At 35.4% G+C, this 21049-nt stretch carries 17 protein-coding genes and 1 tRNA gene; 6 read left to right on the top strand and 12 right to left on the bottom strand.

Annotation, left to right across the window (positions count from 1 at the left end; all coding sequences use genetic code 11):
- Positions 1 to 507 precede the first annotated feature (507 nt).
- A complete protein-coding gene (locus G525_RS20220; protein ID WP_169514425.1) occupies positions 508 to 1029 on the top strand; it encodes an RNA polymerase sigma-70 factor in 522 nt (173 codons plus the stop codon).
- A 358-nt stretch (positions 1030 to 1387) separates the two neighbouring features.
- Here G525_RS20220 and G525_RS22765 read toward each other — a convergent pair whose 3' ends face one another.
- The 3 genes from G525_RS22765 to G525_RS20210 all read right to left on the bottom strand — a co-directional run bounded on the left by G525_RS22765 (position 1388) and on the right by G525_RS20210 (position 3664).
- Complete coding sequence (locus tag G525_RS22765) at positions 1388 to 1681, bottom strand: N-6 DNA methylase (protein ID WP_281170384.1); 294 nt, start codon at positions 1679 to 1681, stop codon at positions 1388 to 1390.
- Positions 1682 to 1767: 86 nt separating this feature from the next.
- Entirely contained in the window at positions 1768 to 2670 is a 903-nt protein-coding gene (locus tag G525_RS20215) for a class I SAM-dependent DNA methyltransferase (RefSeq protein WP_211222905.1), read from the bottom strand.
- Between the two features lie 283 nt (positions 2671 to 2953).
- Entirely contained in the window at positions 2954 to 3664 is a 711-nt protein-coding gene (locus tag G525_RS20210; protein WP_051209782.1) for a hypothetical protein, read from the bottom strand.
- Positions 3665 to 3971: 307 nt separating this feature from the next.
- On the opposite strand from G525_RS20210, the gene G525_RS0104330 reads away from it, so the two are divergent.
- Together G525_RS0104330 and G525_RS0104325 are read left to right on the top strand one after the other, a co-directional pair.
- The gene (locus G525_RS0104330) at positions 3972 to 5426 is read left to right on the top strand and encodes a PglZ domain-containing protein (RefSeq protein WP_027125065.1); all 1455 of its coding nucleotides are present in this window, start codon (positions 3972 to 3974) and stop codon (positions 5424 to 5426) included.
- A complete protein-coding gene (locus G525_RS0104325) occupies positions 5419 to 6039 on the top strand; it encodes a hypothetical protein (protein ID WP_027125064.1) in 621 nt (206 codons plus the stop codon). The genes G525_RS0104330 and G525_RS0104325 overlap by 8 nt, the downstream gene beginning before the upstream one ends.
- 137 nt (positions 6040 to 6176) lie before the next feature.
- Here the strand turns inward: G525_RS0104325 and G525_RS0104320 are convergent.
- Positions 6177 to 6261 (bottom strand) — tRNA-Ser (locus tag G525_RS0104320).
- A 181-nt stretch (positions 6262 to 6442) separates the two neighbouring features.
- On the opposite strand from G525_RS0104320, the gene G525_RS0104315 reads away from it, so the two are divergent.
- A complete protein-coding gene (locus tag G525_RS0104315) occupies positions 6443 to 7072 on the top strand; it encodes an NAD(P)H-dependent oxidoreductase (RefSeq protein WP_027125063.1) in 630 nt (209 codons plus the stop codon).
- A 33-nt stretch (positions 7073 to 7105) separates the two neighbouring features.
- On the opposite strand, the gene G525_RS0104310 is transcribed toward G525_RS0104315, so the two are convergent.
- Complete coding sequence (locus G525_RS0104310; protein ID WP_027125062.1) at positions 7106 to 7486, bottom strand: hypothetical protein; 381 nt, start codon at positions 7484 to 7486, stop codon at positions 7106 to 7108.
- A 156-nt stretch (positions 7487 to 7642) separates the two neighbouring features.
- Here G525_RS0104310 and G525_RS0104305 point away from each other — a divergent pair, with 156 nt between their 5' ends.
- A complete protein-coding gene (locus G525_RS0104305) occupies positions 7643 to 8848 on the top strand; it encodes a DegT/DnrJ/EryC1/StrS family aminotransferase (protein ID WP_027125061.1) in 1206 nt (401 codons plus the stop codon).
- A gap of 805 nt (positions 8849 to 9653) precedes the next feature.
- Positions 9654 to 10865: a T9SS type A sorting domain-containing protein gene (locus G525_RS0104300; protein ID WP_084647702.1), complete on the top strand. Its 1212-nt coding sequence runs from the start codon at positions 9654 to 9656 to the stop codon at positions 10863 to 10865.
- 174 nt (positions 10866 to 11039) lie between these two features.
- Here G525_RS0104300 and ribB read toward each other — a convergent pair whose 3' ends face one another.
- The 7 genes from ribB to pheT form a co-directional block, all read right to left on the bottom strand.
- Positions 11040 to 12191 (bottom strand): 3,4-dihydroxy-2-butanone-4-phosphate synthase, encoded by a 1152-nt coding sequence (gene ribB / locus G525_RS0104295; RefSeq protein WP_027125059.1) that lies wholly within the window; start codon positions 12189 to 12191, stop codon positions 11040 to 11042.
- A gap of 29 nt (positions 12192 to 12220) precedes the next feature.
- Positions 12221 to 14203, bottom strand: a complete 1983-nt coding sequence (locus G525_RS20205; RefSeq protein WP_084647701.1) for an LptF/LptG family permease — start codon at positions 14201 to 14203, stop codon at positions 12221 to 12223.
- A 16-nt stretch (positions 14204 to 14219) separates the two neighbouring features.
- The gene (gene lolA1 / locus G525_RS0104285) at positions 14220 to 14861 is read right to left on the bottom strand and encodes an outer membrane lipoprotein periplasmic chaperone LolA1 (protein ID WP_027125058.1); all 642 of its coding nucleotides are present in this window, start codon (positions 14859 to 14861) and stop codon (positions 14220 to 14222) included.
- A 52-nt stretch (positions 14862 to 14913) separates the two neighbouring features.
- The gene (locus G525_RS0104280; RefSeq protein ID WP_027125057.1) at positions 14914 to 17328 is read right to left on the bottom strand and encodes an FtsK/SpoIIIE family DNA translocase; all 2415 of its coding nucleotides are present in this window, start codon (positions 17326 to 17328) and stop codon (positions 14914 to 14916) included.
- Between the two features lie 126 nt (positions 17329 to 17454).
- Positions 17455 to 17826, bottom strand: a complete 372-nt coding sequence (locus G525_RS0104275; protein WP_027125056.1) for a diacylglycerol kinase family protein — start codon at positions 17824 to 17826, stop codon at positions 17455 to 17457.
- Between the two features lie 9 nt (positions 17827 to 17835).
- Positions 17836 to 18336 carry a thiol peroxidase gene (gene tpx, locus G525_RS0104270; protein WP_027125055.1) on the bottom strand — a complete coding sequence of 167 codons (501 nt, stop codon included), beginning with the start codon at positions 18334 to 18336 and terminating at the stop codon, positions 17836 to 17838.
- A 203-nt stretch (positions 18337 to 18539) separates the two neighbouring features.
- Complete coding sequence (gene pheT, locus G525_RS0104265) at positions 18540 to 20966, bottom strand: phenylalanine--tRNA ligase subunit beta (RefSeq protein ID WP_027125054.1); 2427 nt, start codon at positions 20964 to 20966, stop codon at positions 18540 to 18542.
- Positions 20967 to 21049 lie beyond the last annotated feature (83 nt).

The raw sequence follows: 21049 nt of genomic DNA, 5'->3' as shown, positions 1-21049 counted from the left end.
TAACCTGGGGTGTGTTAGCTTTTCCATAAAATCGGGTTTGAGATAAGGTTGTGTTGTGCAGTAAAAATAGGGCACATCATAATTTAAACACTATATTCAATTATAAAGGAGATGCAATTTGAAACCCCGTGCCCTTTTTTCATACAAGGCCTATAAAGAGGGACTATTTATATTGTTTTAACGTTTTGATAATTAAATAGTTGTAATTATTTTAATATATTTGCCCACCGAATTACGAACCTCGCAAAAATATTGAGTTAGATGTTTTATTATATAAATTTAAAAGCAAATTAATCAAATAGATATAGACTTGATTTAATTTCAATATTTTACTGAGCACTTTTATTTCTTTTATATGGGTAATGTCCAATTGGGCATTTTAGCTTCCAAATAGTGTGAAGTTGATTATTTTTTATACATTTAAGCCTTATCCTTATCCCTATAAGTAACATGTTGAAGTCATTTAGTGATTCCGAACTATTGAGCCAAATTGCAGATGATAATATAATGGCTTTTGAGGAAATCTATAAAAGACACGCTAGCAAAATGCTGCTATATGCTTTGAATATTTTGAATAATAAAGATGTTTGTGAGGACTTAATGCAAAACATTTTTGTTGATTTTTGGACAAAAAGAAAAATCACCTCCATTAAGAATCTCGAAGCTTATCTTTTTAGAGCAGTTAAATTTCAAGTGTTCAAGTATTTTAGAAGTCAAAAATTTTCCAATGAGGATTTAACCCGTCTCAACATAGTCGACGTTTCTATTAATGCTGCTAAGAAACTGGAATATGACGAGCTGGAATCAGCTATTCTTAATGTTGTAAGTAAATTGCCACCACGATGTAAAGAGATTTTCGAATTAAGTCGATACGAACATAAATCAAACAAAGAAATTGCAGAAGCTTGGAATGTCTCAATTCAAGCAGTAAAAAACCAAATATCAAAAGCTCTAATCGCTATTCGAGCAAATCTTCATAAGGAAGAGCTTCTCTTCATATTTCAGATTTTTTTTGTTTATCATTTCTAAGTTTTCTTTTTTTTTTAAAAATCTGATTATAAGGTGTCTAGGTTTTTTGCGTCAAATATTTTGAAAATATTTAAAAAATGAAGTGTACCGGAGCTGTCTTTTGGGTACATATTAATAAACCAATTGTTTTAATGTAGATTTCAATGAACTCAAAACAAGCAAAAAAACTATTTAATAAATATTTAGATAATAAATGTTCTTCTGATGAATTAGAATTATTAGAGACATTTCTCGACTCTTATCAGGATGGAAAAACAATTCTCTCAGATTATAATGCAGAGAATATTAAAGTAAGTAAAGAAGTGATATGGAAAAACATCATTTCTAAAATAGAAGAAAAACCAACTCAAAGTAAGTCTTATTCTTTCAATAGGTACTCAATGATGGTGACCTTTCCTTTTTGGGCTTCGGTTTTGTTTTTATTGATAATCCAAATTGATGCAGGAATGCCTGTATTGTAAAACAAGGCACTTGGTAAACCCACAATACCTTCCACTAAATCGGCTTCTAATAAGGCTTGACGTATTTTGCCTTCGGTGCCACTTCTAAACAAAGTGCCGTGAGGCAAAACAACGCCTGCTTTTCCATCTTGTTTTAATACGGCAATCATGTGTTGTAAAAAAGCTAAATCGGCATAACCTCGTGGTGGGATACCGTATTGAAAACGTCCGTAAGCGTCGCTTACTTGCTTATTATAATTAGGCGTTACTTTCTTTTCTTTGCCATCTTTATCCAGCTTTACCTCATGGAGTTTTCAGCAGGTGTCCACCAACCATCCATAGAAAATGGGGGATTGGCAATAACGCGGTCAAAGAGCGTCAACTCACTGTTTTCATTTTTATGCTGTGGGTTGATGAGCGTATCGCCTTTTCTAATATCGGCATCCATAAAGTTATGGAGCAACATATTCAGTTTACCAATCGCCCAGGTGCCTAAGTTTTTTTCTTGTCCGTAGAGCGATACGTTGATGTTGTTACTCACTTTGCCGTTGGGCTGTTCGGCTATATATCGCGCAGACTCAATCAGCATTCCACCTGAACCACAGGTGGGATCATAAACTTTTTGTTTTGGTTCTGGTTTGATTAATTGCACGATCAATTGTACAACGCCACGAGGTGTGTAGAATTCACCTTCTTTTTTACCAGCATCATCTGCAAATTGTTTGATCAAGTATTCATAAGCATCGCCCAACAAATCGTTAGATTCCAAATGATCATTACGTAAGGAATGTTGGTTGAAATGGCGTAATAGGCGTTGCAGTAATTCGTCAGACAGTTTTTCCTTGTCTCCAAATTTGGTAGCGGTCATTACACCTTCTAAACTTGTGTTTTCACGCTCAATGGCGGCAAAGGCTTTATCTAAGGCAATACCAATGTTTTCAGTGTGTTTCTTTATGGTTTCCCAACGTGATTCTGGTGGGAGTTGGAAGTAGGTGTCATCTTCAGCCTCGGTTCTGGATACGCCATCACGTTTCATAATATTTTCAACTTCTTCTTCAAACACATCGTTGGAGCGTTTCAAGAAAAGCAATCCGAAAATGTAGTTTTTAAAATCTGAGGAGTCAATGCTGCCTCGTAATATATTGGCTGAATCCCATAGCCATGATTCTAGGGTGTCTAGGGTTAGTTTGTTAATGGACATAGGTGTGTTTAGTGTGTTTTGGGAGTTGGTTTAATCCAAAGGATAAATATAGGGTAAAAATATTGGGTTTTTGGGGTTGAGTGGAGGAGAAGAGCGTGGGGAAATTATGGATACCCTTTCAAGGTTAAGGTTGGATAGAATGACAGGGTATCAGTTATTGACCGTTGTTAAAAAATAACTAAATTCAATTGTTTTAACCATCGTCTACAAAGTTTTTCTGTGCGATTGGAGAGGGCTTTTCTTTTGTGTTTAGGAGAGACCCTCACTAGATTAGCAAAAGTGCTTATTTTAAGTCTACTACATCGCCGTTAGTGTAAATTATTTTGGAGACATTATAAACGCTTCTGCCTGATTCTTTAATTTGTCCATCATCATTCATTTTTTGTTTAGTTTCAATGTCGCAAACTAATTTTGTACCATTAGAAAAACTCAAATTTTTATTTAGTATTAAATTTTTAAAATCATCATCTTTTAGTTTAAAAGTGATATTTTGATTAATGTAAATAGCTTTCCAACTCATACGATTCCTCTTAAGAACTGGTGAAACGATTTCCAAAGTTATATTCTCTTTGTATTCAGGTTCTACAACTGTTTCTTTAACAATAAATAGTTTAAAATCAGATCGTGGTACAATCTTTTCAGTTGATTTTGGTTCAAAATTTTCATTAAGTTCTTGAGTAGATACTTTTTCAACTTTATCTTCTTTTGATAATAATGAATAAAATTTGGATTTAGAAAGTTTCACTTTATTGATTTCAGAAATATACATTGCTATTGAATCAATTAATTCTTGGGTAACAACAAACTCTTCATCGATTTCTAAATTTGTTTGTTGAGCTTCTAGGCTATCTTTTTCAAAATCTTGTTTGATTTTTTTAATTTGAAGTTCTAGAAATTGAGTTTTCAATTTTTCTGTTTCAGAATCTGTATTTATGGAGTTAGATATAACATCTGAAATTACAGAGCCTAATATTGACGCTAAAAAACTTCCCACAATAATTATTTTTGCTCTGTTTTTCTTTTTATTTATAAATTTATAAGTTGATCTTATGCCAGTCTAGGGTTAGTTTGGGTTTTGACATAGGTGTATTTATGATCTTTTGGAAGTTTGTTATCTAATCGATAAATATAGGGTAAAAAATATTGGGTTTTTGGATCAAGAATTAATAAAATAGGAATTGAAAATATCCGCAAGTCAAAACTAAAAAGACTTGAAAATGAGCACACTAAATGGCTATCCGATTTTGAAGAGAATCAAAGATTGATTCCAGGCACTAAACAACTTTTAACATTCAGATTAGATGGAGAATAGCCTAATAAAACATATTATCAAAGTCCTCTCAGGTTATGATGCTCCAGTTCTCATTATCGAAAATAATGATGGGTTTTTATTTCGAGCAGATGTAATAGAGCAATTAGGTCGAAATAACATCAATGTATCGATTGGGAACAGTCTTTCTCAAAGAGTAGCATTTGAGTTAAGAAATAATAGTAAAACGTTATTTCTTATTAATAAGCAAAACAGACAATATCTAGAGGACATTGAGGCAGTTGCCATTCATTCCGAGTTTTTTTTAAGCCAATATCTTTCTGAATATCACATACCATCAATAAAGGATTTGTCATTACTAATCCTTGATAAGTTGTTCGTTACGAAACAATTGTTTTCGCTTTCAAAAAGCGAAACGTTAAAAGAAATTGCAAAAATTTCTTCTTTATCGAATCCTGAAAATCAAAACTTTAATATTGAAAGTTTTACTAATAGTGTTAATGAAAATTTAAGTGACGAAACCATTGATTGGTATGAAATAGCCACACTTTTTGGCAATGCTATTTCACGCACTATCGGTTCAGATCAGTTTGACTTGATTCTTGAAAAAATTAAACAAGCCAATGATAAATTTCAGGAGTATATTAAGGAAAACTATGCGCAGATTAAAAATTCAAACTCAATAAAGAAACCACAAATTGTATCTAAAATTTTAGATTATATAGATTTCAATTTCAAGGAAGAGCCTGTTGCTCTTATTGTAGTAGATGGTTTAAGTTTTTGGCAGTACTCCTTGATTGCAGATAGATTACTCGACAATAAAAAGGAAGCAATTACCTTTTCTTGGATTCCCTCGATTACACAACTATCTCGTCAGTCAATTTTCAGGGGTTCTAGTCCATTGAATTCTTATAAGCAAAATCCTACTAATGAATCAAGACTTTGGAAGAAATACTGGAAATCCAAAAACTTCAACGACTTCGAAATAGACTATAAGCATGATACGGTTAATCTCACCGGTATTGATGGAGTCAAAAGATTAGGTCTTGTTTATAAAGATTTAGACGATTATATGCACAGTTCCAAGGATTATATAGATCTGCTTAAACTGACTGAAAATTGGTTTGAACGTAGCAGAATTCAAACAATTATTCAAGAATTACTCTCACAAGGTTTTAGAGTTATTATTACAAGCGATCATGGAAATATTCAAGCTAAAGGATGGCGTGGTTTGAATGGAAAAGAAAAATTAGGAACGAATAAATCAGGAAGTAGAAGCGAACGTCACCTTGAATACTCTGAAAAAAGATTGAAAGATGAGTTTTTAGATAACAATCCGGAGCTAATTGATTCTGTTGTTCAGGAAGAACAAGCGATCTATTTCAAAGATGATTTGAGCTTTTCGAGAAGAGATGATTTAGTAACTCATGGTGGAGCTCACTTCCTTGAAGTAGTGATACCATTTATAGAAATTACAAATGAATAATAAATCAATAGATATTAATCAGAGGATTCCATTGGAAACTCTTTATGCTGCTTTAGAAGCATTCTTGAACGATAATTATTCCAATGATTACATTATGGAACAATTACGATTAGAATATAATGGTGAAAACCGTTTAAAAAAAGCACTTAGAATAGTGAATAGAATTATCCCAAAAAATCCATTATTGTCTTTAGTAAACGAAAATAAGACGACCTTAAAATTAGCAATCAAGAAAAAACAGGATAGAGATATAATCTTAATCGCTCTTTTAAATTCAGCCTTCCCGTTTTCTTATGATGTTCTACAGATTTTTGGAAAATATTTTGCAGTTCAAGAAATTATTAATGCTAATACGGTTAAGAAATCAATCTCTAATGTTTATGGCGGAAATCGTGCAACCGAAAATGGAATTTATAGTGTAGTTCCAATGTTTTTGGAAGCTGGATTTTTCAATCGACCTAAACAAGGTATTTATCAATGGGATAAAAAACTTATTCCAAACTCTGAAATAACTGAGAAAATTTACTTAGCATCATTTAAGTTGAATAATAACATGAATGAAGTTCAGGAATACCAATTAATGGACCCTTACTTTCAGTTTGTAAAATTGTAATGAGAAATTCAATCTATGTTTGGGTAATAAAAGATTATTGATGTGATAGAAAAGAAATAAAATTTCTACAAACAACACCTAATTCAACACCCAGAAAAACAAAGCCCCGTAAACACTAGTGTTTCGGGGCTTTTCAGCGGAGAAAGAGGGATTCGAACCCCCGGAGGTATGACCCTCAACAGTTTTCAAGACTGCCGCATTCGACCGCTCTGCCATTTCTCCAGTTTTGGTCTCATCAGGTTATGTCCTGAATGCGGGTGCAAATATAGAACCCTTTTTTTATTCTTTCAAGTAAAATCTCAACTTTTTAAAAAATAATATGGACCATTGAATTAATTTATGGAAATCGTTTAACATTGCCGTGCGCATCCCTTATTTTTGCAGCAATCAGAAATCAATACTAATGAGCATCATAGAGAGTTTACAATGGCGCTATGCCACTAAAAAATTTGACCCGAAGAAGATTCTTGCCCAAGAAAAACTAGATATACTTAAGCAGGCTTTTAATTTGACTGCAACGTCTTTTGGTTTGCAAACCATTTCTATGCTTATTATTAAAAACGACACCTTGAGAAATGAATTATTGGGAGCTGCTTATAACCAAAGTCAGATTGTAGATGCATCACATCTATTGGTGCTCTGTGTCAAAAACACAATCAAGGAAGATGATGTGGACGATTTATTTGATAATGTCAGCCATTTAAGACAAACTCCAGAAACCATTCTTGAACCTTTCAGAAATAATCTAAAATCGATTATGCAAAATAAGAGTTTGGAAGAACAGCAGGAATGGTCCATAAATCAGGCATATATTGCTCTCGGTAATTTGATGACCGTTTGCGCGGTGGAGCGTATAGATTCCTGTCCTATGGAGGGATTTGATCGCGCACAATTTGATGCTATTTTGAAGCTGAATGAGAGGCATCTCAAATCAATTTTGTTGTTACCTGTGGGATATAGGGCAGAAGATGATATGTTTTCAAGCTTTAAAAAAGTAAGGAAGGAGTTAAAACATAGTATTGTCGAAATGTAAAACAATCATTGAAATAGAATTGAAGTGATGCTTTTATTCGAGCATTTTATTTCCATTCGTCTGATAATCTTCGCCCATTCCTGAGACATATCCTTTGAAATGAAGATCTTCAAAATTACCGATAATATCAAACTCAGCGCCCTGAATCATAAAACCCGCTGATAGTTTACCGTCCATAATTTTTATTTCATAAAGGTCAAATGCCCCCACATCAGAATTCACACTGCCAGAATATGTACCTTCGGTATTTTTTGTAATTGTCATCGTCGCTGATACATTGCCTTGTGGTGTATCTTCTATCAGCAAGTTCCAGGAACCAATATAAGGGTCAACCTTTATGACACTTTTGCTAGGACCACAATTGCTAATGAGTAAAGAAGAAAATAAAACGAATAACACAAACGATTTTTTCATGGCAAGAATGAATTTTACAATTTAAATATACAAAATCTTAATGTTTCCGATTGATTTTTATGTTTAAATTGAGATTATTAATTCAGATCATTCACTTTTTGATTGAACATATATATTGTAATTTTGAGTTCTAAATTTATAAATGAATAGATAGTTATGCCAGGATTTGAATTATTTGGAAGTGCGGAACGTAAAGAAGTCAATGATGTTTTAGACAATGGTGTTTTGATGCGTTATGGATTTGACGGAATGCGTAACGGGCATTGGAAGGCAAAGGAGTTGGAAACCGAGTTGCAATCAGCTTTCCAAAGCAAACATGTCCAATTATTATCAAGTGGTACCGCTGCGGTTACAGCAGCCTTGGCTGCTGCAGGAATTGGTGCAGGAGATGAGGTCATCATGCCATCCTTTACATTTGTAGCGAGTTTTGAATCGATTTTGATGCTGGGGGCAATTCCAATTATGGTTGATATTGACGACACCTTAACTTTAGATCCAAAAACGGTAGAAAAAGCAATCACCTCCAAAACAAAGGCCATTATGGTCGTACAAATGTGCGGTAGTATGGGTGATATGGATGCGCTACAAAGAATTTGCGACGAACATAAGCTCATCTTGATCGAAGATGCATGCCAAGCAATTGGAGGTACTTATAAAGGGAAACCTCTAGGAAGTATTGGAGATTTAGGTTGTTTTTCATTCGATTTTGTAAAAACGATAACCTGTGGTGAAGGTGGTGCGGTCATAACTGATAATAAAGATTATTATATTAAGGCCGATAATTATTCTGATCATGGGCACGATCACTTTGGCAATGATAGAGGTGCCGAGGCCCATGCATTTATGGGCTATAATTTTCGCATTTCGGAACTTCATGCTGCGGTGGGGTTGGCACAGGTAAGGCGTTTACCTGATTTTTTGGCTATTCAGAAAAAAAACTTTACAATATTGAGAGAAGCCTTATCTGAAATTCCCGACATAACCTTTAGAACCGTTCCGGAGGGTGGCGTAGAAAGTTATGCTTTTTTAAACTTTTTCCTTCCAGACTTGGAAATTGCACGTAAAGCTTCCAAAAACTTAAAAGAAGCGGGTGTGGACGGTTGTTTTCATTACTATGATAATAATTGGCATTATATCCGAAAGTGGGATCATTTAAAGAATCTCAAATCTTTATACCCAATTTCAGAAGAGATAAAATCAGGTATTAAATATCTTCAAACAAAAACCTTTGAGCAATCTGATCATTTTATTGGACGGAACATTTCTTGTTTGATCAAATTGTCCTGGACAGAAGAAGAGGTGAAATCACGTGCAGAAGCTATGGTCCAGGCAATTTCTTTAGCATTGAAATTGGTACGTTAGCATTGAAAATGATCTGTCAATAGGTTTGGATGCTGTTGCTCTAATGGTTATGGCAGCATATGAACATATCATCTTAAGGGTGTTTTATTAGAAAAATCAATATAATCATGGCTCATTTTAGAAATCAAATATTCTATGGAATGGAAATCCGTGGTTTAATATTGACCGATTGAAGCTCTGCTTCGTGAAATAGCTGGAAATGAGAAAGCATTAAATTATTTGCGATTTCAATTGTCATGGGGAGATGGCTAAATTACTGAAGGAAACTTGCGACCAGTAAATCCATTGATGTTTCAAACTTAACAACACGCATCATATTATAAAAGTATTGGCCGATTACGGATTAGACATTAAAAGGACAGTGATAGTGTGGTCGTATTACAATTTGTCAAATAAAAAAGGGATTTAGAGCGGTTTTTCTAAATCCCTTTTTGAATGATAATTTAAAAATATGATAGTAAATTCTCAAACACCTAATTTTAATCGAATATGAAGCTGGTAGCATCTCGGTTGAATATTATTTGCGCATGTCTTTAAAAAAATGTAAATTAGTAAGGCTAAGCGAGTTAATCATGTTTGAGATAGTAAAAAAACATGATTATTTATTTTTCATTTAACACTGCCTCTCTTCTTGTTGTGCTTAACGAATTTAAATTTACTTAGGTGGTACTAGTTTTTATTATACCAGCAAAGACCTCAAGTAACTTCTCCTTATGTTTTAATGGGTTAACAAGTGATTCAATTTTAGATGCTATATCTATTTTGACTTCAATATCTATATAAACAATTTTAAAAATCGTAAAACATGAAACAACAGCTACTTTTTCCAATATTTATTTTTTGTATTCTTATGAGCTTTTCGGCATATCCTCAATATAAGGTTGATGAACAACGCTTTTATTCTTGGGAGAATAGCGAATGGGAACAAGAATTGACCCAAAAATCTAAGTTTGATAATGAAGGAGACAAAGAGACCGAATTGCTTAGCATAGTTATGCCTAGCTCAGAAAATCAATTTAGGCAAACTAAAGCGTACAACGCCAATAATCTTATAATAGAGATGGTTTCAGAAATTTGGATCCCTACTCTTATGGATTGGCAAAGCATGGCAAAGACAAATTACACCTATGAAAGCTCCCAAATAAAATCAGAAACTACTCAAAGCTATAATCCAAATACCACAGCTTATATAAATAGTACTAGAATTTTATATGCCTATTCAGATTCGAATCTTACAAATGAAACCAAACAAAATTGGAATAGTGGCGCTAACACTTGGACGGATTCTTCTAGAAAATTGTATGAATATTCAGGAATCAACCTTATTAAGGAGACTGAACAAGAATGGAACGCTGGTGCAAAGGCATGGATTAATGATGAAGTGACAGAAATTGCTTATGACTCCTCGGGAAAAATGATCCAAACCATTATCAGGGAGTGGGACTCTGATCTAAACAAATGGGAGTTTGATGAACGCATCACCTACACCTATACTGTGGATATGATAACTGAGGCCATTAATGAGGAGTATGAAAATGGCGCTTGGAAATTGGATGCGAGAACCTTAATTACGTACAACAATGGACTGGCAACGGAAGTGCTATATCAAGAAAGACGGGGTTCTGAATGGATAAATGAAGATAGGTCATTAACTACATTTGATACCAATGGAAATGCCACAATTATTATCATTGAAGAGTGGGATGAGACGGACAAAGTTTGGGAACCTGAAAGCAAAATTGAAAGAGACTATTCTCTTGTCAAACCTTTCACTTTGAGCGTTCCAACTTTTAATATGGAAAATTTCAAGGTATTCCCTAATCCTGCTACTGATATCATTAATGTGTCTTCGGTATTGAAAGTTGACAAAATGGAACTTTATGATGTCTTAGGTAAAAAAGTGAAATCCTCTGTTATTGATAATCTCATTAGAACAGATGATTTAAAATCAGGATTATATGTGCTAAAAGTCTATCAAAATGATATGAGCACCACACAAAGAATATTGGTCAAATAGAATAGATTGGCTAGGCCTCCCCGGAACAAAATCTTAACATGCAATTTAAGATATTTTAAAGTGGTTTAAACTGATATTTTGTAGAAATCAAAGAAGTAAATCATTTATTATTCTTGAAAATCTTGGATGGTTTATTAAATCACGTCATTTTTTAATTTTGATTCTTATTGAGCTCTAATAGCTCACATGATCCACAATTTCCAAACCATAACCAATGATGCCCACACGTTTAGTGTGTTCGCTATTGGACATCAACAGTAATTTATGGATGTTGAGATCATGTAAGATTTGTGCGCCTATTCCAAAATCCTTATTATCCATTACAATACTCGGTGCTTTGACGACAGTGGTATGATTTTGTTCTTGTTTTAGTGTTTTTAAACGATTGAGCAAATCAGTCGATTGGTGTTGCTGGTTGATGAAAAGAATGGCGCCTTTGCCGTCATCGTTGATCAACTTAAACATATCATCTAATTTCTTATCGGCATTGTTGGTCAAGGTGCCTAAAACATCATTATTAACTAGGGTAGAATTGACTCTGGTCAAAACAGGCTCATTGGTTTTCCAGGCGCCTTTAGTCAAAGCAATATGCACTTGATTGTTTGTCGTTTGCTGATAAGCTCTCAATCTAAATTTTCCAAATCGCGTTAAGATCTCAAAATCATCTTTCTTTTCAATTAAGGAATCGTGCTGCATTCTGTAAGCCACTAAATCTTCAATTGACACAATCTTAACATCAAATTTCTTGGCTACCTTCATCAATTGTGGCAATCGTGCCATAGTGCCGTCATCATTCATGATTTCTACAATCACACCGGCTGGCTTTAATCCTGCTAAACGTGCAAAATCAATCGCTGCTTCCGTATGTCCGGTACGTCTTAATACACCACCTTGTTTAGCAACTAAAGGAAAAATATGGCCAGGACGTCCCAATTCAAAAGGCTTGGTGTCAGGATCTATCAAAGCTTTTACGGTTTTTGCTCGATCACTTGCAGAAATCCCAGTGGTCACGCCGTTGCCACGCAAATCCACCGAAACGGTAAAGGCAGTTTCCATGGGATCCGTATTATTATGGACCATTGGGTTTAATTCCAATTCTTTACAACGTTTTTCAGTTAAAGGCGTACAAATTAATCCACGCCCATGAGTCGCCATAAAATTAATCATTTCTGGAGTTACCATTTCTGCAGCAGCTACAAAATCACCTTCATTTTCTCGATCGGCATCGTCAACAACAATAATGACTTTTCCATTTTTGATATCCTTAATGGCTTCCTCAATGGTATTCAGGGTTATGGTTGGCATGTATGTACTTGTTGTGGTCATTTTTTTGAAATTATATGCAAAGATATGGCTTATTTTACATTTAGGATGCAACTTTTATCCAAGTCTTCCTTGATTTTGTTCTTAAGTAGAAAGTGGGAAACTCCATAAAAAGGAAAGGCTAATATCATTAAAAAAATCTCCAAGCCTTTTGATTTTGTTCCAACATCTTTGTAAAATACAGTGGCCTTTATCCAGGTTACAACATAATAAACCAGATAAATGAGCAAAGAAATGATGCTTAAATCTATGACTGCAGAAGCAACTTCGGGAAGTTTATTGTTCTTTAAAACGAAATGCATAATCAGTAAAACTATACCAATGGCGTAGAATAGAACAGCAAACTTAGAATAATCTACAACATCTTTTGCTTCTTTTCTTGAAAGAATATAAGCGTTATCGATTTCAACGCCTTGTTTTTGAAGAACTTCAATGCTTTGGTTACGTTTTAATAATTGATCTAAGGCGAATGGTTTGATGCTTTTATCAAAATCAAGTTCTTCATGGTTTTTGATGATCTCAATTAGTTTCTCATTATTATAGTCATCTAAAAAACTATACTGAACTAATTCACCATCAATCATTACCGAATTTTTAGGACGGAGATTTAGGAATTTTTTGAGTGGATTGAGATAACTGTCAAAATCAAAAAGTCCTTTGTCATTGGTAGCACGACTGGTAAGATATACGCCAAGTGGCAACATTATTAATGTAGAGAGCCAGGTCGCTAAGATTGGGTTTAAAGTACCGTCTTCGGCGCTATTTTTTGCAAATATTCCGATAAAATGATAAGTTAGAAACAAAAGTATAGCGACTACCAAAGGCAAGCCGATACCACCTTTCCGAATGAGGGCACCCAATGGAGCTCCTACAAAAAAGAGAATGAAACAAGCAAAACCCAAAACATATTTTTCATGTAGTGCAATGATATGTTTATTCAGTAATTTATCTGAAACGCCCATAAATTGATCTTTGGTAGTTATAATTTGCGTCGTACTGTTAATGGTGTTCAAGGCCAAATTAGTGATTTGCAATTTACTCTTGTTATCAAAAAGATCCATGATATCGCCTTCAAAAATACTATCGGTTTCTGGTTTTAAATTTTTATCTAAATTACTGATGGATGTTCTTCCATATAAAGTTTCTGCTAGATTCTTATAGTCATTGGATTTGTTTTGATAAAGGCTGTCAATGGTATAATTGAGGCCTCCAACATCAAGCATGTTATACCTGTTGGTATAGCTTTTGTCATCCATATCCACATCGTTTAACGCTTCAAGATCCACGTTCATCGTGTAGGTGTCAAAGTAGCTGTTTACACCTGGTTTTTTCTGGATTTCCGATGGTTTCTTACTGTAAACCTCTTCGTAATAGTTGCCGTTGAATAAAATGAGTTGAAGAATATTTGAGTTGGCACTGCTTTTTAATTCCCCAGAATCAGCCACAATCACGGTATGGTTTCCCGGTCGGTTATCGTGACGTTGGTGTAGGATCACTTTTGAAAGAAACTGGCCGCGATCACCTGTTTTTTTATCGACTTTAATATTAAAATTGCCAACTTCATTAAATTGTCCGGGTGCAATGGCCATTTGAGGTTTAAGCTTTGCGATGTTCTTTCTTAAATTGTAGGCGTTATATTCCGCCCAAGGAATGACATTATTAGAGAACAAAAAGGTGGTTACAGACAGAAGTACGATAAAGATACTCAATCCTCTCATGGCTCGTTGTAATGAAATTCCAGTGGATTTCATGGCAGCGAACTCATAATTTTCCGCAAAAGTGCCAAATACCATAATCGAAACCAATAGTATGGTAAGCGGTAAAATTAAGGGAATAAGGGTAGGGGTAACATATAATAAGAATTTAAGGATCGTCTCAATATCCAAATCCTTTCCGGCCAATTCAGAAATATATAGCCAAACAGCCTGTAAAACAAAAATGAGCATGAGTATAACAAACACGCTCAAAAAAGTTTTTAAGTAGGTCTTAAGTATGTACCTATCGAGTATTTTCATAAAAATGGCACCTTATCTAATCGAGCTTGTTGAGGTAATAGCCTTTGTATTTGTTGGCATCAAAAGTAAATAAGGTTTTCGAAATTGGCTCATTCGTTTTAAAACTATTTACAGTTAAAGTGGTCTGGGTGCCATTTTTCCCTACTTCTATAAGGTTATAAATATGTTTGGTCTGGGCATCAATTCCCAATAAGACGTGCTTAATTTCAGAATTACTATCAATTGGCGTCAATTTTACATACTGAATTTTTCGGCCGCTGATATTTTGAACAATATCCATAGCGTAATTGTAGCCTTCTTTGTAAAACGATAACATTTTGCTTGGAGTGATGGTGTTGGAATCTTCTGTATTATTTTTTGAGATGGTTACTTCTTCATCTTCCGGGTTTACTGTATAAAGCGTTTTGCCGTCATAAATACGAGTGACTCCAAGAATATTCAATAGGTATTTCTCGCCTTCAATAACAACGTCTCCACGTGTTTCTTGATTGATGTTCTCACTGGTGTTTTTGAGGACATATTTAAAATCAATGCTGATATTATTATAGCCTTTAACCTTGGCATTCACTTCATTCAATAAGGCTTTTGCTTTCTCTGCTTCTTGTGCATAAGACGCAAAAGACAACATTGCTATGGCTAATACAAATAGTTTTTTCATGATTGTGTTTTTTAAAAGTCCGGTTTGTGATCTTGCTTTTTTTTATTGCTGTTTACTCTATTTCATTTGCTAAAAGTTGATCTAAGGCTACAAGGTCTGGAACCAATACTTGCCTGGCCTTACTGCCTTCAAATTGCCCAACGATCCCGGCAGCTTCCAATTGGTCAATCAATCGACCAGCTCGGTTATAGCCCAATTTCAATTTTCTTTGTAATAGGGAAGCAGAGCCCTGTTGTGCTGTGACGATAACTTCAGCAGCCTCTCTAAAAAGTTTGTCTCGGTCTGAGATGTCTACATCAAGACTTGTGCCACTTTCCTCACCCACATATTCGGGTAAGAGGTAGGCATCAGGATAGGCTTTTTGTCCGCCAATAAACTCAGTTATTAATTCCACTTCAGGGGTGTCAACAAAAGCGCATTGAATTCTGGTAAGCTCATTCCCTTGGGTGTAAAGCATGTCTCCACGACCGATAAGTTGGTCCGCTCCAGAACTGTCTAAAATGGTCCTTGAATCAATTTTGGAGGTTACCCTAAATGCAATTCTTGCCGGGAAATTCGCTTTGATAATACCGGTAATCACATTGACCGATGGACGTTGGGTAGCAATAATCAAGTGAATTCCTATAGCACGCGCCAATTGCGCCAATCGTGCAATGGGTGTTTCTACTTCTTTCCCAGCGGTCATGATCAAATCGGCAAACTCATCCACTACCAAAACAATATATGGTAAAAACTGATGCCCGTCATTAGGGTTGAGTTTTCGAGCCTTAAACTTATCGTTATATTCTTTGATGTTTCGACATAAGGCGTTTTTCAACATCTCATAACGGTTATCCATCTCAATACACAACGAATTCAATGTGTTTATAACCTTCGCATTGTCAGTTATAATGGCATCCTCGCTATCCGGAAGTTTAGCCAAGTAGTGGCGCTCTATTTTGTTGAACAGGGTTAACTCTACTTTTTTCGGGTCTACAAGTACAAATTTAACTTCCGCAGGATGCTTTTTATAAAGCAGTGATGTCAATACCGCGTTTAGACCTACCGATTTTCCTTGTCCAGTGGCTCCAGCCATTAAGAGATGCGGCATTTTTGCCAAATCGACGACAAACGTTTCGTTACTGATGGTCTTACCAAAAGCAATGGGCAATTCCATTTCCGATTTTTGAAATTTCTGCGATGCAATAACCGAACGCATGGAAACTATTGTAGAATTTTTGTTAGGAACTTCAATGCCTATAGTGCCTTTACCAGGAATTGGCGCAATAATTCGAATCCCTAATGCTGCCAATGACAAGGCAATATCATCTTCTAAGTTTTTAATCTTGGAAATCCTAACTCCGGCATTGGGCACAATTTCATATAAGGTGACGGTGGGACCAATAGTAGCCTTGATATTGCTGATGCCAATATTGTAATTGTTTAAGGTTTCAACAATTCGGTTTTTATTTTCCTCCAATTCGTCTTGATCAATAGTGATGCCTTCAGAATCATATTTTTTCAATAAATCTAAAGGTGGGAATTGGTATTTACTTAATTCTAAGGTAGGATCAAATTGTCCAAAATCGGAAACCAATTTATTTGATAGATTATCACTTTCAGAAATTTCTTCAACAACATGTTCAACTTCCATGGCCAACTCTTCTTCCTCAGCTTCTGCCACTTGAGGAACTTCAATATTGAGACTGGGAGTGACTGTTTGTGGTTTAGGAATGCTTTTGGTAGCAGGTGCAGCCATCTCTTTGGAAGGCGTCAAATCAAAAGCTGCTTTGATATCTTCGGCTTCCGCAGTGAGATCATTATCTAATGGGACATACGATTCTGTAGCAGCAGCTGACGCATTTGCTTTTCTTCTAAAATCGTCTTTAATGTCGCTTTTGGCCGATTTAAATGCATTTACAATAGATTCACCCGTAACTTTAAACCTGATGGCGGCATAAATGATCAAACCGAAAAAGAGTAGGAGCGCGGTACCAATACTGCCAATATAATCGGTAATAAAAGAATTCATTTCAAATCCGATAGTGCCACCCAGCGCATCATATTTATGAGAAAAGAATCCGAAAAAAATGGATAACCAAATGGCGATTAGGGTTCCCCAAATCCAATGGCTTCTCAGTTTACTTTTATTGATGTTTAAGGTGACATAAATTCCGGAAAGAAATATTAACCCCGCTAAAATGAAAGAGGATACTCCAAAACCTTTCATGATAAAGAAGTTGCTCACCCAGGCGCCCAGTTTATTGAGCCAGTTTTCAGCAACAACTTCTCGGTTTCCAATTTCAGTTAGCGTACTTTGATCAGCCTTTCCTGTAAAAAAGAAAGATAAAAAAGCTATAAACAACAAAATGCCAAGAATAACCAACAAGCTACCAAAAATCAGTTTTTGCTGGCTTGATAATTTAAAACTAAATTTTCTAGTTTGTTTTGTTGTACTTGTTTTAGCTTTGGTTTTCTTCTTCGCCATGTGCACTTTCCGTAACTACGGAAATCTATTTGATTCTAATTGGATAACTAATATACATCAGCCTTATCTGTTTCGCTGAGGAAACAAAAATACAAATTACTACCGTTAATCCTAACGGAAATAATATTAAAAAAGCTTCGGATAATAAATGATGATGGCCACTATAACTGCTGTGATTCCAGCAAAAAAAACCGCTCCAGCGGCAACGTCTTTTATGCGTCCAATACTGGAATGATGTTCAGGATGAATAAAGTCTGCAATATGCTCAATGGAGGTATTTATACCTTCAATACTTATTACTAAACCAATCATGGCCACTTGAAAAAGCCATTCTGTTGCAGAAATTTCAAAATAGAACCCTGCTATGGTAACCAGAATGGCTATAAAAAATTGAATTTTGATACTCGCCTCCGTTCGTAGTAAAATCAGTGCGCCTTTAAATGCCCAACCCACACTTTTTAAGCGATTGACCAAGAACGAATCTTTTTTTTCGGACATAAGAAAAATCTAAGAAAGCGATTTTAATGCGGCATCGTAATTGGGTTCATCACCTATTTCTGAAACTTGTTCGGTATAGATCACTTCTGCTTTGTCATTTAGAACTACTACACATCTGGAGTGTAAAGCTTCCAATGGGCCATCAACAAGGGTTAAACCATAGCTTTTTCCGAAATTTCCATCTCTAAAATCAGATAGGCTTTCCACATTGTCCAAGCCTTCAGCCGCACAAAAACGAGAGAATGCAAATGGTAGATCTTTAGAAATACACAGCACTTTCGTGTTGTCTAGTTGCGATGCTTTTTCATTAAATGTTCGGACTGATTGTGCACAAACCCCAGTATCCACACTTGGAAAAATATTCATAACCACATTGTGGCCCAAAAAATCATGAAGTGATTTTGAAGAGAGATCTGTTGCAGTTAATCTAAAGTTTGGAGCATCGGTTCCTTTTTTTGGAAGTTCTCCATATGTGGATACAGGGCTGCCCTTAAATGTTATAGTTGCCATAATATATATGTTTTATTGTGAGTTGTTAAAATTAATAATTATTTGAGGGTTTAGCTACTAATTAAAACATAATGTTTCGTTAATGCGCTGTCAAAATATAACGATAAATTAAATGAAATACTAATTCGATTTCATACAGTTTTTTAAGGCCAAAATTACGAGACAGTTATTTCAATTATTTTTTTTTCTAGAATCTCTAAAGTCTATCGCAATTCCGCTCCTAATTGTTTTTCGAAGTTAGACTTCAGTTTTTGCATGATTTTATCAACCTGCTTATCCGTTAGCGTGCTGTGTTCATCTTGAAATTTAAAACTGACCGCATAACTCTTTTTACCTTTGGGAAGGTTTTCTCCTTGGTAAACATCAAACAGATCGACATCTTTAAGTAAGCGTTTTTCTGTCTGATTAGCAATAGTGTCAATGGTTTCAAAAGTGACGCTATCGTCTATCAGCAAGGCAAAATCACGTCTCGATTCTGGGTATTTGGGAAGTTCCTTAAAATTAATAGTGTTGCTTTTTGCCATCTCAATCACATTGTCCCAATTAAAATCGGCATAAAGTATGTCTTGCGAGATATCGAAATACTTCAGGATTTTTTTATTGACCAATCCAAAATCGACTAAGGTCTTTTTGCCAGCCTTAAGGCTAATGCCTTCGCTAAATACATCGTTTTCAATTGGTGCTACCTTTATTCGGTTTAGGCCCAAACGTTCTAAGATAGCAGTTATAATTCCTTTTAAGTAAAAGAAATTACTTGGTTGTGGCTGTGAATTCCAGCGCTCAGCTGCTTTATCACCAGTTATGAAAAGTGCTAAGTGCTTATTTTCAATATACTTCCCTCCATGACTATGGTAGGATTTGCCAAATTCAAATAATTTTAAATCTGAACGCCTCCTGTTGATATTTCGGTTGACCGCTTCAAGTCCTGAAAACAATAAACTTTGACGCATCACACTTAAATCGTTGCTCAGCGGATTCAGCATGACCACATGATCTTCGTCTTTTAAATCTTCACTTAGTTTTACATAAGCAGGTGTGGTCAATGAATTTGATAAAATCTCGTAAAATCCTTGCGCTGCCAATTGGTTGCCAACCATATTCTGGAGTTTAAAATCTTCAAATCGTGAGGTTGGGGAGATGGAAGCATTTAACTTCTGGGTGAATTTGATATTGTTATACCCGTAAACCCTCAGAATTTCCTCAATAATATCGGCTTCTCGTACCACATCGTTTCTATAGGCCGGCACCGTAAGTCCCAAGCCTGTTTCAGTAACATTATTGACTTTAATGTCTAAAGACATTAAAATGCTTTTAATAATATCTTTCGGGATTTCTTCCCCAATCAATTTTTGTGCATTTTCAAAACTCAAACGTACCTGAAAATCTTCTATCTTTTTAGGATAAACATCTACGAGATTACTGGTAACATACCCGCCAGCCACTTCTTGAATCAGCAAGGCGGCACGTTTTAGGGCATATTCTGTAATATTTGGATCAACGCCACGCTCAAATCTAAATGAAGCGTCAGTGTTTAAGGCATGTCTTTTAGCCGATTTGCGGATACTAATTGGGTTGAAATAAGCACTTTCTAAGAAAATACTAGTCGTATGCTCAGTAACTCCTGAGTTTTCACCACCAAAAACACCAGCAATACACATGGGTTTTGCAGTATCACAAATCATTAAATCTTCTTCATGAAGGGTGCGTTCTACGCCATCCAAAGTCTTAAATTTCGTTCCTTTTGGGAGTGTCTTTACAATAATTTTATTGCCTTCAATTTTATTGACATCAAAAGCGTGCAAAGGCTGACCAAGTTCATGCAGCACGTAATTGGTAACGTCAACGATGTTGTTTTTTGGAGTCAGGCCAATAGCTTTAAGTCTGTTTTGAAGCCACGTGGGAGAGGTCCCGACTTTTACGTCTGAGATTGTAATTCCGCAATAGCGAGGCGCCAATTCCTTGTTAAGAACTTCCACATCAACTTTTAATAAGGTATTTTCAACACGGAAAGCACTAACGGAAGGTGTGATCAATTCTACATGAATATCTTTATGGGAAAACCCAGCTTTCAAGTCTCTAGCAGTTCCAAAATGACTCATGGCATCCGCCCGATTTGGTGTGAGGCCAATTTCAAAAACCTGATCGTTTTCAACTTCATAGAGTTCTGCGAGCATAGTGCCAACAGTAGTTTCACTATCCAAAACCAAGATGCCATCATGAGAAGTTCCAAGTCCTAATTCGTCTTCGGCACAAATCATTCCGTGACTTTCTTCACCTCTTATTTTTCCTTTCTTAATGGTCCAAGCTTCGCCTTTATTGGTGTAAAGTGTGGTCCCGATAGTAGCGACCGGTACTTTTTGTCCTGCAGCAACGTTTGGGGCACCGCATACAATTTGTAAAGGAGCGCCAGAACCAATATTGACCGTGGTGATTTTAAGACGATCGGCATTTGGGTGTTGAACGCAGGTCAAAACCTCTCCAACAACAATGCCTTCCAATCCGCCTTTTATAGATTGAAATTCATGGATGCCTTCAACTTCAAGACCTAAATCTGTAAGGAGCTCTCCAGTTTGTTCAGGAGTCCAATCAATATTTACAAATTGTTTTAACCAATTATAGGAAATCTTCATTTTTTGAGTGTTATACTTTTATGGTTGATGTGTTTTATCTAATTTTTTAAATTTGCGATCCTCTAAAAACCTGCGTATAGCAT

It is taken from the genome of Gelidibacter mesophilus DSM 14095, from assembly GCF_000423005.1.
Lineage (GTDB): Bacteria > Bacteroidota > Bacteroidia > Flavobacteriales > Flavobacteriaceae > Gelidibacter > Gelidibacter mesophilus.
This window is presented reverse-complemented; position numbering and strand designations above follow the sequence as displayed.